Origin of the sequence: Bradyrhizobium sp. 141 (genome assembly GCF_023074055.1) — a bacterium.
Lineage (GTDB): Bacteria > Pseudomonadota > Alphaproteobacteria > Rhizobiales > Xanthobacteraceae > Bradyrhizobium.
On record NZ_JADPKR010000087.1, the window covers coordinates 54476 to 70511 of the forward strand.

At 61.4% G+C, this 16036-nt stretch carries 14 protein-coding genes and 1 pseudogene; 7 read left to right on the forward strand and 8 right to left on the reverse strand.

Annotated features, from left to right (window positions below; genetic code table 11):
* Positions 1-58: 58 nt before the first annotated feature.
* The 6 genes from IVA81_RS26880 to IVA81_RS26905 all read right to left on the reverse strand — a co-directional run bounded on the left by IVA81_RS26880 (position 59) and on the right by IVA81_RS26905 (position 6869).
* Positions 59-1099, reverse strand: a complete 1041-nt coding sequence (locus IVA81_RS26880) for a homoserine O-succinyltransferase (protein ID WP_247323572.1) — start codon at positions 1097-1099, stop codon at positions 59-61.
* 12 nt (positions 1100-1111) lie between these two features.
* Complete coding sequence (locus IVA81_RS26885; protein WP_247323573.1) at positions 1112-2413, reverse strand: O-acetylhomoserine aminocarboxypropyltransferase/cysteine synthase family protein; 1302 nt, start codon at positions 2411-2413, stop codon at positions 1112-1114.
* A gap of 215 nt (positions 2414-2628) precedes the next feature.
* Entirely contained in the window at positions 2629-3087 is a 459-nt protein-coding gene (locus IVA81_RS26890) for a hypothetical protein (protein WP_247323575.1), read from the reverse strand.
* Between the two features lie 222 nt (positions 3088-3309).
* Positions 3310-3747 (reverse strand): hypothetical protein, encoded by a 438-nt coding sequence (locus tag IVA81_RS26895; RefSeq protein WP_247323577.1) that lies wholly within the window; start codon positions 3745-3747, stop codon positions 3310-3312.
* A gap of 252 nt (positions 3748-3999) precedes the next feature.
* Positions 4000-5568, reverse strand: a complete 1569-nt coding sequence (locus IVA81_RS26900) for an amidase family protein (RefSeq protein WP_247323578.1) — start codon at positions 5566-5568, stop codon at positions 4000-4002.
* A 119-nt stretch (positions 5569-5687) separates the two neighbouring features.
* Positions 5688-6869 carry an MFS transporter gene (locus tag IVA81_RS26905; RefSeq protein WP_247323581.1) on the reverse strand — a complete coding sequence of 394 codons (1182 nt, stop codon included), beginning with the start codon at positions 6867-6869 and terminating at the stop codon, positions 5688-5690.
* Between the two features lie 98 nt (positions 6870-6967).
* Between IVA81_RS26905 and IVA81_RS26910 the strand changes: the two genes are divergently transcribed.
* The 3 genes from IVA81_RS26910 (at position 6968) to IVA81_RS26920 (ending at position 9848) form a co-directional block, all read left to right on the forward strand.
* A complete protein-coding gene (locus IVA81_RS26910; protein ID WP_247323583.1) occupies positions 6968-7921 on the forward strand; it encodes a LysR family transcriptional regulator in 954 nt (317 codons plus the stop codon).
* 103 nt (positions 7922-8024) lie between these two features.
* Positions 8025-8702 (forward strand): nitroreductase, encoded by a 678-nt coding sequence (locus IVA81_RS26915; RefSeq protein WP_247323585.1) that lies wholly within the window; start codon positions 8025-8027, stop codon positions 8700-8702.
* Positions 8703-8747: 45 nt separating this feature from the next.
* Complete coding sequence (locus IVA81_RS26920) at positions 8748-9848, forward strand: murein L,D-transpeptidase family protein (protein ID WP_247323588.1); 1101 nt, start codon at positions 8748-8750, stop codon at positions 9846-9848.
* A 442-nt stretch (positions 9849-10290) separates the two neighbouring features.
* On the opposite strand, the pseudogene IVA81_RS26925 reads toward IVA81_RS26920, so the two are convergent.
* Both IVA81_RS26925 and IVA81_RS26930 read right to left on the reverse strand, forming a co-directional pair.
* Positions 10291-10446, reverse strand: a pseudogene (locus IVA81_RS26925) (Ku protein); the annotation flags it as partial.
* A gap of 433 nt (positions 10447-10879) precedes the next feature.
* Positions 10880-11539: a methyltransferase domain-containing protein gene (locus tag IVA81_RS26930; RefSeq protein ID WP_247323599.1), complete on the reverse strand. Its 660-nt coding sequence runs from the start codon at positions 11537-11539 to the stop codon at positions 10880-10882.
* A gap of 273 nt (positions 11540-11812) precedes the next feature.
* On the opposite strand from IVA81_RS26930, the gene IVA81_RS26935 reads away from it, so the two are divergent.
* From IVA81_RS26935 to IVA81_RS26950, 4 genes are all read left to right on the forward strand, one after another.
* Complete coding sequence (locus IVA81_RS26935; protein WP_247323601.1) at positions 11813-12397, forward strand: methyltransferase; 585 nt, start codon at positions 11813-11815, stop codon at positions 12395-12397.
* Positions 12398-12445: 48 nt separating this feature from the next.
* On the forward strand, positions 12446-14098 hold the full coding sequence (locus tag IVA81_RS26940) for a recombinase family protein (protein ID WP_247323603.1): 1653 nt from the start codon (positions 12446-12448) through the stop codon (positions 14096-14098).
* Between the two features lie 423 nt (positions 14099-14521).
* Complete coding sequence (locus IVA81_RS26945; RefSeq protein ID WP_247323605.1) at positions 14522-15001, forward strand: hypothetical protein; 480 nt, start codon at positions 14522-14524, stop codon at positions 14999-15001.
* A 2-nt stretch (positions 15002-15003) separates the two neighbouring features.
* Complete coding sequence (locus IVA81_RS26950) at positions 15004-15723, forward strand: SOS response-associated peptidase family protein (RefSeq protein WP_247323607.1); 720 nt, start codon at positions 15004-15006, stop codon at positions 15721-15723.
* The last annotated feature ends 313 nt before the right edge of the window (positions 15724-16036 follow it).

The following is a 16036-nucleotide window of genomic DNA, read 5'->3' on the forward strand; positions in this document are numbered from 1 at the left end:
GTTTCCCGTGATTTACGTATTTCTGTACTGAAACATTCGCGCGCTGGTTGAGGCAAGCCTAACGCTTGGGTAATCCTAACGCGGAACCAACATCCTTCGGCTGACGCGCAAGGACCCACGCATCGGCTCCCACGCTGAGATATTGCAACCAGTTGCGGAAAAGCACCGCCGCCGCGCTGCCGGCGCCGATATCGGCGCGCAAATTCAGTCCCGGCAGCTCGTTGGTGAGCGCCGGATGGCGCTGGTGGGCCGCTTTCTTCTCGAAGCGGGTCAATTTCTCTTCCGTCGCTGCGTCAAAATAGCTCACGGGCGGGCGCGGATAATTCTCACGCTCGCGCGCGAGATAGCGGCCGATGTCGCGCAGATATTCGCGCTGGAGCGACAGCGCGTCGTATTCCGGGTGCCCCTGGAAGAACACGAAGCGGCTGGCATATTGGCGAACGAAAACATCGACACCCGCCTGGGCCGAGCGTGTCAGCACCTGATAACCGGCCTGCGCCAGGTCGCTCTCCGCAATCTCGTTCAGGCGCGAATGCGAGACCTTCAGCGGCGCCGGCGCGGCGCGCGTCAGGGAATCGCTCGTCACGGCATCGCAATCGAAGATGCCGTGGCATTTGGCCGGCAGCCGTCGCCGTTCGATGCCGTCGAGGTGCAGCACCGCCGCGTGCGCGGCGAGGCACGACCAGATCGTCGAGCGCGTGTTGACCTTGGCCCAGTCGATGAGGTCGGTGAGGTCGCGCCAGTACGGCTCCTGGTCGAGTTCGGGAGCGACGGGTTCTGCGCCTGTTACGATCAGCCCGTCGAATTTCTGACGCTTGAGATCTGAAAGGTCGGAATACTCGCTTTCGACATGCCATTTCGCTTCCGGCGAGCGCTTGACCGAGGGCAGCGAGAAGCAGTGGAAGCGGATGCGGCACTGGCCTGCTGCGGCCTGGAGCAGCTTCATGAACTGCCGCTCGGTCGCCTTCAGCGCCGGATCCGGCATGTTGTTGACAAGCCCGATCGTGAGTTCGGGGCCGCGTTCTCGCGCGAGATCGCGCTCGGTCGGCACCAGCGCCGGGCTCGAGATGACTTGATCCCTGTCGATCAAGATCGTCATGGGCGCCGCCGTCTACTCCGCGGCCTCGAGGCGCGCTGACCGACAGGCCTTGTCCAGTGCCTGGTCAATGTCCTCGATAATATCAGAGACATGCTCGATGCCGATCGAGAGCCGGATGGTCTCCGGCAGCACGCCGGCAACGCGTTGCTGCTCTGCCGACATCTGTCGATGGGTGGTCGAGGCCGGATGACAGGCCAGCGACTTTGCATCGCCGATATTGACGAGGCGCGTGATCAGCTTCAGCGCATCATAGAAGCTCTTTCCGGCTTCCATCCCACCCTTGATGCCGAAGGTGAACAGCGAGGAGGCGTTGCCATCGAGATATTTCTGCACCAGCGGATAGTAGGGACTGTCGGGAAAGCCGGTGTAATTGACCCAGGCAACACGCGAATCCTTGCGCAGGAATTCGGCGACCTTGCGGGCGTTCTCGACGTGGCGCTCCATGCGCAGCGCCACGGTCTCGATGCCCTGGAGCAGCAGGAAGGCGTTGAACGGCGACAGCACCGAGCCCATGGTGCGCTGATAGACGCTGCGCGCGCGCTCGATATAGGCGGTGCGGCCGAAGCGCTCGGCATAGACGAGGCCGTGATAGGAGGCGTCCGGCTTGTTGTAGCCGGGGAAGCGGTCCGCGTATTTGGCCCAGGGGAAATTTCCGGAATCGACGATGGCGCCGCCGAGCGTCGTACCGTGGCCGCCCAAAAACTTGGTCAGCGAATGCACGGCGATGTCGGCGCCGTAGTCGAACGGCTTGAGCAGGATGGGCGTTGCAACGGTGTTGTCGACGATCAGCGGCACGCCATGCGCATGCGCGACCTTGGCCAGCGCCTCGATGTCGCACACATTTCCGGCGGGATTGCCGATGGTCTCGGCGAATACGGCGCGGGTGTTCTCGTCGATCAGCTTCTCGATCGCCTCAGGCTTGTCGCTCTCGGCGAAGCGGCCGGTGATGCCCTGTCTCGGCAGGATATGCGAGAGCAGCGTGTGCGTGGTGCCGTAGAGCTGCGGCACGGAAACGATGTTGCCGCCGTGATCGGCGACGTTGACGAAGGCGAAATGCAAGGCCGCCTGGCCGGTCGCGACCGCGAGCGCACCGACACCGCCTTCGAGCTGGGCGATACGCTTCTCCAGCACCGCGCTGGTCGGATTGGCGATGCGGCTGTAACGAAAACCTTCCGCCTCGAGATTGAAGAGCGCCGCGCCGTGATCGGCGCTGTCGAAGGCGTAGGCCGCGGTTTGGTAGATCGGCACGGCAACCGCGTGCGTGGTCGCCTCGGGCTCGTAACCGGCGTGAATAGCGATCGTCTCGTTGCGCATCGTGCCACCTCCGCGTGGGGCGGGCCGCACTTATTGGCCTGTATGAGGCATGTGCGTTGTCCGCCGTCCTCGTGTTAGAGGCGGCTGGTAAAGCGGACAATAATTCGCTTAGAGATCGAGGAAGTAACCCTAATGCTTGTGGGCGGATTGGCCGGAATCCGGGTTAAATTGCATTAATGAAGATGCTGCTCGGTGCAACTTGCGGATCGCGTCACTCATCGCGTGGCAGATGCCCGTGGATCGAAATCGCACCCGCGATACATCCCATGCAGCTGTTTACCTTGAAGAAAAACCGTACGGGGAGTTAGTCCTCCCCGGCGATCGAGCCATTGCTGGATTGGCGAGGGATACATTGAATACAGCATCCGGGTCGCCCCGCGGTCGGTAAATGTGCGGCCATTCCTGCCGAAGTCCCACGCAGCATGAAAGGCAAGTCTTGCCTTTGAGGTGACGCAGATGTCGTCCGATGCAATCGTCGCAAGGACGATCGTGCAGGCGGAAGCGCAGAGGCCATCGATAACGACCGACTGACGCGCGGCGCGCAATTTCTCGTATCGCTCGATGTAGTCAGCAATCGATCCGCCTCGATCATTGGCAATGCGAACCACGGCATGGCTCGCCCCCGTGCCAGTGAGTAAGAGCAATCCCGCGACAACCCCTGCCGGAAATCTCATGCTGCTCGCTCGATTGTGTGATGCCGCCACTTGGCAAGACTAGTGCTGATGGTGCGCCACCTTGATGCTTTCGGTCTTGGGAAACTTGACCTCGGTCAGAGAACCATTGCAGCGCGTTGCTAGAGGGAACCTGGACAAGTGGGTCACGGCGGGCTTGAGCCGGGGAAGCACCGGCAGCCTTGACGGACGGCAGCGGAGCTGGCCGCTACCGTCCCGCCAACTTCAATATCGATACCCGTATGGATATTGTCCGGGGCAAACGTAGTTGCCGTAAGTGTCATAGGTGCAGCTGCTGGATCCACCATAGTAGCCGTAGGCGCCGGCTGCGGCGGCTCCTACTGCGGCCGCACCTAGACCATAGGCTGCGCCCCTGTAAGCGCCGCGATAGGCTGCATTGCGATAGACCCCTCTGGCCACAGGGCGCCCCGCTATCGGGCGATAGCCATAACCACGGCCCGCGACGCCGTAGCGGCCTCCCGCAACCCGGTGTCCGCCGCCCCGGACATGGGCGACGCGGGCGCCACCGCCATGGAAACCTCCGGCGCGCATACCACCACCATGGAAGCCGCCGCCGCCACGGCGAGCGTATGCATCATCGGGAATGAGACTGACGGTGATCAGAACGATCGCCGCCAAAGCAGCGAGAAGACATCGAAGCATGGCTTTCCTCCATTACTTGGGGTGCCGCGCACATGATAAGGCGATGCCGCTCACGGATCGGCACCCGGCAGGAACCTCTCCTCCTGCTCAAGATCGGATTTGACCTAGATCAAGGAGTCGAAGATTGAGGGACTTCTCGTGAAGAGATGCGGGCTGAAACACCCGTTGTGGAACTTGCTGCGGCTTCCCTGCCCCACGCTTGCGAGCTTCGCGCGCGATGCGCGAAGCCCTGAAGAGCTTTTTGGAGCGGGTTCAGCCCATCCTCTCCCACAGCCGATGAGCGAGCACGCCGGCGCGCTTCTCGATCGCGGCCGCGGCATCGAGCGCGAGATCCTCGCGATAGCGCCCGGTAATCAGCTGCACGCCGATCGGCCTGCCGTCGTGAAGCGCCACCGGCACCACCGCGCCGGGCAGGCCGAGCACGTTGATTGCGGAGATGAAGCGGATCTCGCCCCAGAATATCTCGCGCACGCGCTCGGGGCTAACGGTGTCCTCGCGCGGGCCCGGCGTCGGCTTCACCGTGGTCGGCGCCAGCACGATCGGGTAGTCCTCGAAGAACAATTGCCAGGCGCGGATGTGGCCGTTGCGTGCGGCGGTTGCCTGCATCCAGGCCTTGAGATCGAGCACGTTGGCCTTGGCCTTCATGCCGCCCCAGGCCTTGTGAAAATCCTCGGACGTCACCTTCAGCATGGAGGCTTCCTGCATCACCACGGTCTCGTTGGTGATGATGTCGCACCAGGTCTGCCAGACGCCATTGATGTCGGGCACCTCGACCTCGCTGACGCGGTAGCCGGACCGCTCGAGATGATCGGCGGCCTGACGCAGGGCCGCGGCGACGGACGGATCGACGTCCATATCGTCGGGAATCTTGGCCAGGGCCACCTTGATCGGCCCCTTCGGCCTCTCGCCCACCAGCGGCGCCGGCACCCACCAGGGATCGCGCGGATCGCGCCGGCTCATCACCTCCAGCGCAAGACGGACGTCGGCGACGTGGCGGGCGAGCGGCCCCTGCGCCGACATCAGGTGCGCCAGCATCGGCCGCTCGGCCGTTGCGCTCTCGTTGAACGCGGGGATGCGTCCTTGCGTCGGCTTGATGGTGGCAACGCCGTTGCAATGCGCGGGCCAGCGCAGCGAGCCGCCGATGTCGTTGCCATGGGCGATGGTGCCAATACCGGCAGCGACCGCCGAACCCGCGCCGCCCGAGGAGCCGCCGCAGGTGATATCAGGATCCCAGGGGTTCAGCGTCAGCCCGTGCAGGGGATTGTCGGTGAAGCCGCGGAAGGAGAATTCCGGCGTGTTGGTGAGCCCGATGACGATCGCGCCGGCCTTCTTCAGGTTGCGCACCACCGGCGCATCGGAGGGTGCGATCAGGCCTTTGTTGGCGGGGACGCCGTTGAAGTTCGGCCGGCCTTCGTAATCGACGTTTTCCTTGATGGTGACAGGCACGCCGTGCAGGAGACCTAGCGCACCGCCCTTCGCGCGCTGCTTGTCGGCCGCATGGGCCGCTTTCAGCGCTTCCTCGCCGAGATCGACGACGACGGCGTTCAGCTTCGGATTGACGGCGCGCATCCGTTCAAGATGCGCCTCGACCGTCTCGACTGCGGAGATTGCGCCGGAGCGGATCGCGGCCGCGGTCTCCACTGCTGACCATTGCCAGGCCGGTCCCCGGGGGCGGGGTGGTGCAGCGGGCCGGCGCGGAGCGGCCTTCTTGGCTTTCTTCGCAGCGACGGCCTTGCGGCTTGCGCTGGTCTTGCTGGAGGGCTTTGCAGGTTTCTTCGAAGCAGTCTTCTTGTTGGTTTTCTTGGTCGTCTTCTTCGCCACGTCGCACCTCCTGGAATTGCGCCGCGGAGGTTACGGATGACGAAACGACGTGTACAGGTGCGTTTTCTGCATGGCGCGATGGCGCGACGCGGCGAATGGTCCCCGATCGCGCCGCTGTACTATTCCGCGGGGCACGCCGCGACGGCCGTCTGCGCGCGGTCGAGCCGGAGGCTGCACAGCGCGAGCACGAGACCGACCGTCGTCATGCCCGCTGCAACCAGCGGCAGCGCAGAGAGGCCGAGCCCGCGATCGATGGCGATACCGCCGGCCCAGGCGCCCAGAGCATTGCCGAGATTGAACGCGGCGATGTTGAGGCTGGAGGCGAGGGTGCGCCCGCTGGAGCCGGCCGCCTCCAACACGCGAAGCTGGAGCGGAGCGACCGTTGCAAAGGCGGCGATGCCGAGCAGCAGAATCAGCACGATCGCCGGGATCTTGACCGACAGCAGTGCGGCAAGCCCAAGAAGCACGAGGGCGAGCGCGGCGAGCGTTCCGATCAGCGCTCCGGCGAGGCCACGGTCGGCGAGCTTGCCGCCAGCGACGTTGCCAATCGCGAGTCCGACGCCAAACACCAGCAGGATCGGCGACACCGCTCCTTCCGAGAAGCCGGCGAAGCGCGTCAGGATAGGCTGAATGTAGGTGAAGACGACGAACAGGCCGGCAAAGCCGAACACGGTCATGGCAAGGCCGAGCAGCACCTGCGGACGGCCGAGCACCGCGACTTCCTCGGCAAGAGAGACCGGCTTGTCACCGTTGCCGACATGGCCGGGCACGAGCGCGGCGACCACGGCAAAGGCAATCACGCCGATGACCGTCACCGCCCAGAACGCCGCGCGCCAGCCGAGCATCAGGCCGAACCAGGCGCCGAAGGGCACGCCCAGCAGCGTCGCGACCGTGAGGCCGATGAACATGGTTGATATCGCGGAGGCCCGCTTGTCCTCGGCGACGAGGCTGGTCGCCACCACCGAGCCCACGCCGAAGAACGTCCCGTGGGCGAGCGAGGTCAGCACCCGCGCGGCCATCAGCAATTCGTAGTTCGGCGCCAGCGCGCAAGCCGCATTGCCCAATGTAAAGATCGCCATCAGCGCGAGCAGCACGGTTTTCCGCGGCATCCGCCGTGTTGCCAGCGTCAGGACGGGCGCGCCGACGAATACGCCGAGCGCGTAACCGGAGATGAGCAAGCCCGCGACCGGCACCGAGACATGCATGTCGGCGGCGACCTGGAGCAGGAGACCCATGATGATGAATTCTGTGGTGCCGATGCCAAAGGCACCGGCGGTGAGCGCGAGGACGGCGGGAGGCATGCGTGGCTCCGATGGTTGAGACGAGCCACGCAGATAGCCGTGCCCATGCAAAACCATTAGAATGTCGGCAATCCAATCATTTGTGACGTGAATTCAACATGGCCCGTTTCGACACCAACCGCTCCGCCGAAATGGAGGTCTTCGTTCGCGTCGTCGATCTCGGCGGATTCACCCCAGCCGCGCGAAAACTGCGCCTGACCCCATCGGGCGTGAGCAAGCTGATCTCGCGGCTCGAAGCCCGGCTCGGCTCGCGGCTCGTCAACCGAACCACGCGCAAGCTGACGCTGACGGAAGAGGGCCAGGCCTTCTACCAGCGCTCGTTGCGCATCCTCGCCGAGATGGACGAGGCCGAGCGCGAGGCGGCCTCGGGCACGGCGCCGCGCGGCCGCCTCACCGTCAACAGCAACATCCCTTTCGGAATGCTGCATGTGATGCCGCTGATCCCACGCTTCCTGGAACAGCATCCCGACGTCACGCTCGATCTCATGCTCACGGACACGCTGATCGACCTGATGCAGGAGCGCGCCGACGTCGCCATCCGCGTCGGCCCGTTACGCGCCTCGCGCCTCATTGCGCGAAAGCTCGGCACCAGCCGCATGGTCGTGGTCGGCGCGCCAAGCTATCTCGCCCGCTGCGGCACGCCGAAGGTACCGGCCGATCTCGCCGATCACCGCGGCATCGGTTGGACCTTTCCACGCGCGATCCGCGGCTGGCCATTCAAGCGCGGCGACCACACCGAGGAAGCCGTGCCGCCGCCCGTCGCGCGCGCCAGCGACGGCGAAGCCGCCCGCCGCCTCTGCCTCGGCGGCGTCGGCCTCGCCCGCCTCGCCCTCTTCCACATCTGGCCCGATATCGAATCGGGCCGCCTCGTACCAGTGCTGCAAAGCTACAATCCGGGCGACCGCGAGGACATCCACGCGGTCTATGTCGGCCATACCGCGCCGCTTCCGGCCCGCGTGCGCGCGTTCATCGATTTCCTCGCCGAGCACGTACGGGTGAGCGACGCCGCGCTGAAGCGCGCGGCGGATGGGCGGTGGAAGGTGGTGGGGTGAGGCGCGATGGCGGAGAGAGTGTCAGTCAATCCAGATTGAAAGATCAAGAATTTTCCGCGAAAATCCCAACTGTTGCAAAACTTGTCAGGGGAATTCCACACACATGCAGTTTGACGACGTCATCCTCGGTCGCCGGAGTATCCGCGGCTACAAACCCGATCCGGTGCCCAAGGAGCTGATTGCGGAAATCATTGGTTTGGCGATGCGCGCTCCGTCGTCGATGAACACCCAGCCTTGGAATTTCTATGTCATCACCGGCGAACCGCTGGATCGGATCCGCGCCGGCAACACCGAACGGATGGTGGCGGGCATCCCTCAGTCGCGCGAGTTCCGCACCGGCCAGGCCTTTGAAGGCAAGCACCGCGACAGGCAGGTGGGCGTCGCAAAACAATTATTCTCCGCAATGGGGATTGAGCGCGACAACTTGGAGAAGCGCCAGGATTGGGTGCTGCGCGGCTTCCGCCAGTTCGACGCGCCCGTCTGCGTGATCATCACCTATGACCGCGTGCTTGACGGTAGCGACGATACGCCCTTCGACTGCGGCGCCGTGGCGACCGCCCTCGTCAATGCCGCGTGGTCCCGCGGGCTCGGCGCTGTGATCAACAGCCAAGGCATCATGCAATCCCCCGTGGTGCGCGAGCACGCGGGCATAGCCGACGATCAGGTCATCATGAAAAGCATCGCGCTGGGGTGGCCGGATGAAACTTTTCCGGCGAATGCGGTGGTGTCGGAGCGAAAGTCCGTCGATGAAGCGACGGTGTTCGTCGGGTTCGAGATTTAGCGGCGCGCGGTCGGAAGGGCTGGAGGCACAGCAGTGATCCCCCCGATGGTCCGACGTGTCCTTGTGCTGGCGGCGGCTTTTGCCACTGCCTTGACGCCGGTCATTTGTCTTGGCGAAAGCAGCAAGCCGTTGCCGGCCAAGGCAACAAGGGAACTACCCGTTGAGCTGCTCTCGTTGCTCGAACAAAAGAAGATGCCGAAATATTCACCTATCGTCGTGCGTCTTTTCAAGGAGGAAGCCGAGCTCGAGGTTTGGAAGCAGGACGCGAGCGACCGTTTCCAGATTCTCAAGACCTATCCGATCTGTCGGTGGTCGGGTGATCTCGGGCCGAAGTTGCACGAGGGCGACCGACAGGCTCCGGAAGGGTTCTATGCAATTACACCTGAGTTAATGAATCCCAACTCCAACTTCTATCTTGCGATCAACCTCGGCTACCCCAACTCGTTCGACAAGGCGAACAAGCGCAACGGCAGCTTCCTCATGATCCACGGCGACTGCTGGTCGAGCGGTTGCTATGCCATGACCGACGAACAAATAAGCGAAATCTATTCGCTGGCGCGCGACTCCCTCAGCGGCCGGCCATCGTTCCAGGTCCAGGCCTATCCGTTCCGCCTGACGCCGGCAAATCTGGCGCGGCATCGAAATAGTCCCAACCTGGCCTTCTGGAAAATGCTCAAGATCGGCAACGATCATTTCGAGGCGACACGACTCGAGCCGAGGGTGGATGTGTGCAATGGCCGCTACGTATTCAATGCGCAACCTCCCCCGAATTCACCGTCCCCTCTTGTGTTCAACCCTGCCGAAAAATGTCCCCCCTTCGTCGTCAATCCGGAAATCGCGCGGCGGGCGCTGGAGAAGAGCCGCGCCGACGAACTCGAATACTCGCGATTGCTTGAAGACAATGTGCCGGCTGCCCCGATTTACAGCGGACTGGACGGCGGAATGAACAAGGCGTTCCTCACACAGTTTCCGGGCAGAGTGACGCTTGCGAAGGTCATGCCGTATGCATCCTACCTGCCGCAATTGCCACCGATCCCCTGGATCGACAATGATGGCTCGTTGACGAGGAGATGGTTTGGCAGCTCGTTGGACAAGCAGCCGGAGTGTAATCCGCCTCGTGTCGGCTTCCCGTCAGGTCGGTGCTGAACGCTCGTGCGGCGTCCGCGATGGATCAGCAGACAATGGCTGGCATCGGCATTTCATCCCAGCGAATGGGGATGGCGTCGGAGCGGAGGGATCGGAAAAAGTTCGTCCCCCGGCTTGCCGAGCCGAATCAAATGGCAACGAGTCCGCCTTCGCCCTACGGGCTTCGGCGCGCCAGCCTTGCGCAAACTTCGTTTCCGAAGGCTGGCGGAGGGAGAGAATCTCGAAAGAAACTTGCTCTATCGCTCCCTCAAGGCTCTCCCCTGGGGAGAGAAGACCAAGCTAACTGCTTCTCAGTTCAAAAGAATTCGGTACGACTTTTGTCGACGCTGGGACCGCGTGGCGAGTCGTGAGGTGGCCTGCACAGGCGCTGCGGAACACGGGGACAAACCCAGCCCTGTCGATTGCTAATCCCTACCGCCCGGAACGATCAACTCCGCGGAAGGACGATGTCCTCGTTGGACACCTCGTCGCCGGTGTCGGCGTCGACCTTCAGATACTTGATCCGATGGCCCGTGGCCCTATTGAGCTGGTTGAAGGCGATCTTTTCGCTTTCCGAGGCCGTCGGGTAGAGCGCGACGGGACAGGTGACGAGAGACAGGTGACGAAGCCCGGCGCTGCCCTCTGCCGGGGGCGACTCTCATGGCCTGCCTGGGATGTTTGACAAGCGTCGGATGCAGAAGCCATAACTTTCGACAGCCGACTGGGGGTTGCTGCAATGCGAAGAGCCTTTTTCCTTTCCCTGCTTCTGCTGACCGGCTGCTTGGGTGAAGAGGAGCGCATAGCGGCAGCCAATGCCAAGGATGACCAGCAATGCCTAGCCTACGGCGCCCAGAAAGGGACGGATGCATACGTCAATTGCCGCGCCCAACTAGAAGGGGCCAGGAGACAGGCCGACGGCGCTCTGGTCGCAGCGCGAAACGCAGAACGCCCGAGAAATTGCATCACCACTACGGGTTACGGCGGCGGATCGCTCATTTGCAACTGACCGCGCGGGATGCAATGACGATGCGGTCACGATCGCCATCGGCATTCTAGTTCGGCAAAAAAGCAAACTGTTGAGTTCCTCGCTCATTCGGATCATGGCTGCGTTCTGCCATCCGGTAACCCTCATGGGCCTCGATGAAAGCCCGCTCGGGAATCCAGGTCCGCTCGTATGTCACGAGCTTCTCCAGAAGCGAGGATGCATGCCCCGGTCCATTGTCGCTCAAGTAAGACGTCTGAACCTCTCGCCTAGCCTCTCCCTCGCTGATCGGCACGCGATGCCATACCAATTTCCCCGGGGCGGTTGCGCAGAGTGATCGGATGGTCCCGAAAGGATCGGGCACATACTGAATTGCGCCATTCGAATGGACCAGATCGACGTTTCCGAGCCAATCGGCAGCCGGCTCGATCTGCTCGAAAAACCTCACCTTGTCCGTCGCAAGCTCTTTCGCACGCCTCACCATAGCGGGCGTCTCAACTACCGCCCACCTGATATCTGGCGATTGCCGGCAGGCGGTCTTGTAGTGAATGCCGGCGCCACCTCCGAAATCGAGCACAGTTCTTAAACCCTCGACCAACGGCCAGTTGGCTTGTCCCCGATAAGCGACCGTCTTGCGGTAAATGGTGTCGACCAACTCCTCGTTTTCGTAGCCTTCGATCGCATCGCGCGGTGGAAAGAGCCGCCTTCGGAGCCTCTGGGTGAAACTCATGATCGTCCCGGTACTTCCTCGGATTCCGGTTGACACAATCAGAAACATTCAGAAATGTACAGCTAGAAGGCGAAGACTTTTCTCGATCAACTCGCGCGGCAAGCCCACCGAAAGACCGGGCCGCATGTGGCGGGCCTCTTTAGTTGCGGGTGTTGGCGATGGGCGTTTTACATGCGATCGAACATGGCTTTCTGAGGCCGGCCCTACGTCGACTAAGGCCCGCGAAGCGCGTCGTCCTGGGTGGGATCACGGTCGAATACAAGAGCGAGCTCGATGGAGGCCATCGAGTTTGGTCAAGACTTCATTCCGTTTTTGCGCTCCCGTGGAATGCCCAAGCAGCCCCGCCTCTTCGAGTGGTGCGCTGGGCCCGCGTTTATTGGCTTTTCGATGTTGGGCCACGGCTTATGCGAAACGCTGTGCCTGGCCGACATCAATCCCGCGGCGGTGAACCGTTGTAAAAGCACCGTCACGCTGAACCACCTCGAGGATCGGGTTTCGGTTTACGAGTCAAACAACCTACGGAGCATACCCACAAGCGAACGCTGGAACTTGGTAGTTAGCAATCCACCCCACTTCATTGACCAGTATGAAGGCGACATCCGCGCGCATGACCCTGATTGGGCGATCCATCGCGAGTTCTTTAACACAATACATCCCCTCCTTACGGACGATGCTGTGATCGTTCTCCAGGAGAACAATCGCGGTTCGACTGTGGAAACTTTCCGAGAGATGATCGACGCGGCCGGTCTTGAAATTGTGTTCACTCACGGCGACCACAAAAAGCTTACGCGCGAGAGCGTCTTCTACTTCATCGGGATAGCGAAGAAGGGGGCTGCCGTTCCCCCTTGGGCACGCTAGCTAGGTGCTGCTGGGGGTCTGGTGGGGCGCAACGTTAAGAGGCGTCCAATGGGTAACGAACTCATCGTTCGGAAGTCCAGTCTTCCGACCGCTCTAAGCGCCCGCAGAGCTGCCCAGTATGTTCGTATGTCGACCGAACGGCAGCAATATTCAATTCAGAATCAGGCTGCAGCGATCGCCGCTTATGCCCACGCGCACAATCTGACGATTGTTCGGACCTACAGAGACGAGGGAGAAAGTGGCCTCCTGATCAAGAATCGAGCTGGTCTCACTCAACTCCTAGAAGACGTACAAGCGGGAGAGACCGATTTCGCTCATGTTCTGGTTTACGACGTGAGCCGTTGGGGCCGCTTTCAAGACGCGGACGAAAGTGCGCACTACGAGTTCATCTGCAAACGAGCCGGTATCAGAGTGGCTTATTGTGCCGAGCAATTCGACAACGATGGGAGCATGCTCGCCAGTATCGTCAAGAACATCAAAAGGGTCATGGCGGCCGAATACAGCCGGGAGCTTTCGGCCAAGGTCTATGCGGGTCAATGCCGGTTTGCTCGGCTCGGGTATAAGCCTTGCGGCAAGGTCGGCTATGGTCTGGTAAGAGAGCTTGTCGACGAGAAGGATCAATCAAAAGGCATACTGAAGAAAGGGGACCGCAAGTATCTCACCACCGATCACATTCGGGTGCGCCTCGGTGATCCGCACGAAGTGGCAATTGTCAGGTGGATATTCACGCGCTTCTTGGAAGTGAAATGCGAAACCGTGGTGGCATGGGAGCTCAACAAGAACGCGGTGCCGAACAGAACAGCGAAACCCTGGACACGTGTCATGGTCGGAGCCATCCTCAGGGACGAGACGTACATAGGCAATCTGGTTTTCAACCGGCGTTCGTGGAAGCTGCGTCAAACACGCACGTACAATCCCCCTGATCAGTGGATTCGAGCAGAGGGTTGCCTCGAGCCGATCGTTGATCGCGACCTCTTTTTGAAAGCCAACAAATTTATCAGCGAGCGACGTGTTGACTTGTCCGAAGAAGAAATGATCGTTCGCTTGCGCCGAACTTTGCTCCAAAACGGCCGCCTGAGCATAAGCATCATAGAACACACGCCGGGCCTCCCCTGCGTTGCAACTTGTCAGACCCACTTCGGCAGCATTCGTAACCTTTACCGGTTGCTGGGTTACACCCCAAAGCGAAACTACGAGTTCCTCGAATCACGACCGATTTGGTCCGAGCAAAAGACGATGCTCGCGTCTCGCATCAGAAGCGCCACCAGGCGCGCGGGCTGCCGAACGAGCACCGGCGGATGGACAGATTCTTTTCGCGTGAATGGTTCCACGTGCGTTTCCGTTAGGGCGGCTCGCTGGACACCAGGGAAGGAGGAAGCGCATTCTCCGCACTGGGCTATTCAATGCGACTCGCACGTGCCCGCGGGGTGGATTGCTGCAATTCGACTATCCGAACACAACAAGGGCGTTCTCGATTACGTGTTATTGCCTACCGATGGGAAGGTGAAGAGAACCATAAGGTTCTCGGAGTCTGCACGCGGGCGTCACGATATCGCTTGTTTCAAAACGGCTGATGCCCTTGTTCGTGCGATCACAAGGCGGCTAACCAGGAAAATGTCTTTCCAAGCCACGCCAACAACGAGGAGCAAGCAATCGAGAGTAAGCCAGCCCAGATCCAGGAGCGGCCCCGCGCGGCGCTGATGGACCGCAGGTAAAGAAATGCGCCGAGTGCGGTGCCGTAGTTCCTTTTGAAGTCGCCATTGAGCTTTGCGATCTTAGAAAGCTCAGAGGATGTTTCGATTTCAGCCATTGCGCCGGTCCCTTGCTATTAGAGCCAGCGTCTTATGAACCACTGTTTTGCCCGACGGAGCAAGCGAAATTCGGGAAAACGAAATCGCCCGGCAGGCCTTTGGCTAGTATTGTCCGTGTCATCAGCAACGGCTCCCGCTTGTATCTCGTGGAACTCGGCTGCGACCCGCTGAAATGATCGGCGCAGAGGCAAAGGCTCATCGATTCGGCGGGTGTTTCTTTGGACCCCCTTGTTTTAGTTGGTTAGTGACTATCCGGCCCACCAAATCTTGAGGATTCGACTCTGGGTGCGCCATCTGCCTTTGATGAGGGACAATGTCCGCCGCCCGCATCATCAAACCGCCCCCGATGTCCGGCGGTGACCGGAAATTCTATGCCCGTGAAATTCACAAGGCGGAGGTTTCCTTCGCCAACCTGGTTGAGCAGGCGATCACCGCTCACGCGGCCGCCGACGCCGCCCGCGCCCAGGCTTACGCCCTGGATTGCGCGGCCTGGAATACCGCTCTCTTCATCGGTGAGTTGGACCACGCCTCACCAACCATCGCAGCGGCGATCGCGGGCGGCTTCCCGCTCCTTGAGGTGCGCTGCGAACACTGCAAGCATACCCAGACAATCGACCTCGCCCTGGTCGTACAACCGCGCGATCGTCAAGTCGCGCTGATGCGCAATTACCTATACTGCAGCCCGTGCCAACGTACCCTTCACAAGAAGCGCCGGCCGGATCTGATCGGCCTGCGTCCTATCGGCGATCCGCAACCCGCAACACCATTACGCCGCACGAAGAATGCCTCCTGACGATGTGCAACCTTTACAGCATCACGACGAACCAGGCCGCAATCAGCGCGCTGTTTCGCGTGGTCAACCGGTACGTCGGCAACCTGGCGCCGATGCCAGGCGTTTTTCCCGACTACAAGGCGCCTATCGTCCGGACCGGCGCCGGTGGCCGCGAACTTACAAACGCGCGCTGGGGGATGCCGTCCTCATCGAAAGCGCTCCTGGACGCGACAAAGAAGCGAGCCGAGAAGCTGCAAGCCAAGGGCAAGACCGTGGATTTCAAGGAACTGCTCCGGATGGAGCCGGATTCCGGAACAACAAACATCCGGAAAGTGAAGAGCAAACACTGGACACGCTGGCTCGGCCGCGGGAATCGATGCGTGGTGCCGTTCAACTCGTTCAGCGAGTTCAACAAAGCTCAAGGCGGAGACATCTGGTTTGCGATCGACGAGTCCCGTCCACTCGCCTGTTTCGCTGGGATCTGGACCAACTGGACGTCAGTGCGGAAGGTGAAGGAAGGCGAAACCACCAACGACCTGTATGCTTTCCTGACGACCGAGGCGAACGCCGAGGTCGGCGCCGTCCATCCGAAGGCGATGCCGGTGATCCTCACGACGCCTGACGAGGTTGAGATCTGGCTGAACGCGCCTGAAGACGAGGCGCTAAAGCTACGACGACCGCTCCCCGACGGGTCGCTGCGTATCGTGGCCCGCGGAGTGAAGGAAGATCAGCCACCTTCATGAACTCATCAAGACCCGGCTTACCCATTCCCAGAGAACCGCCGCCCGCAAGTAGCCGCCTGCCTCGAAGCGAGCGAGCATTCCCTCCAAGAATCAACCGACCAGTGGTTCCAAGATGAGGGGCTCGAATCAGCAGCGAACGACTCGAATACGATGTGGAGCCAAGTTGCTGCAAAAGCATCGAGCCCATCATTCGCGTATGCGTTGTTATGGAAGAGGTCGGCCGACGATGTCGGCTTAAGCACATTCAGCCGACCTACAAACATCTACGTCGATCGTCAGCTATGGGCCATAACCTGACCTTCCACGTGGCCCC

Coding starts and splice junctions, on each gene's coding strand:
- IVA81_RS26945 (WP_247323605.1), top strand. CDS start 14,522: ATGTCCGCCGCCCGCATCATCAAACCGCCCCCGATGTCCGGCGGTGAC.
- IVA81_RS26905 (WP_247323581.1), bottom strand. CDS start 6,869: ATGCCTCCCGCCGTCCTCGCGCTCACCGCCGGTGCCTTTGGCATCGGC.
- IVA81_RS26895 (WP_247323577.1), bottom strand. CDS start 3,747: ATGCTTCGATGTCTTCTCGCTGCTTTGGCGGCGATCGTTCTGATCACC.
- IVA81_RS26935 (WP_247323601.1), top strand. CDS start 11,813: ATGGAGGCCATCGAGTTTGGTCAAGACTTCATTCCGTTTTTGCGCTCC.
- IVA81_RS26910 (WP_247323583.1), top strand. CDS start 6,968: ATGGCCCGTTTCGACACCAACCGCTCCGCCGAAATGGAGGTCTTCGTT.
- IVA81_RS26890 (WP_247323575.1), bottom strand. CDS start 3,087: ATGAGATTTCCGGCAGGGGTTGTCGCGGGATTGCTCTTACTCACTGGC.
- IVA81_RS26885 (WP_247323573.1), bottom strand. CDS start 2,413: ATGCGCAACGAGACGATCGCTATTCACGCCGGTTACGAGCCCGAGGCG.
- IVA81_RS26940 (WP_247323603.1), top strand. CDS start 12,446: ATGGGTAACGAACTCATCGTTCGGAAGTCCAGTCTTCCGACCGCTCTA.
- IVA81_RS26920 (WP_247323588.1), top strand. CDS start 8,748: ATGGTCCGACGTGTCCTTGTGCTGGCGGCGGCTTTTGCCACTGCCTTG.
- IVA81_RS26880 (WP_247323572.1), bottom strand. CDS start 1,099: ATGACGATCTTGATCGACAGGGATCAAGTCATCTCGAGCCCGGCGCTG.
- IVA81_RS26930 (WP_247323599.1), bottom strand. CDS start 11,539: ATGAGTTTCACCCAGAGGCTCCGAAGGCGGCTCTTTCCACCGCGCGAT.
- IVA81_RS26950 (WP_247323607.1), top strand. CDS start 15,004: ATGTGCAACCTTTACAGCATCACGACGAACCAGGCCGCAATCAGCGCG.
- IVA81_RS26915 (WP_247323585.1), top strand. CDS start 8,025: ATGCAGTTTGACGACGTCATCCTCGGTCGCCGGAGTATCCGCGGCTAC.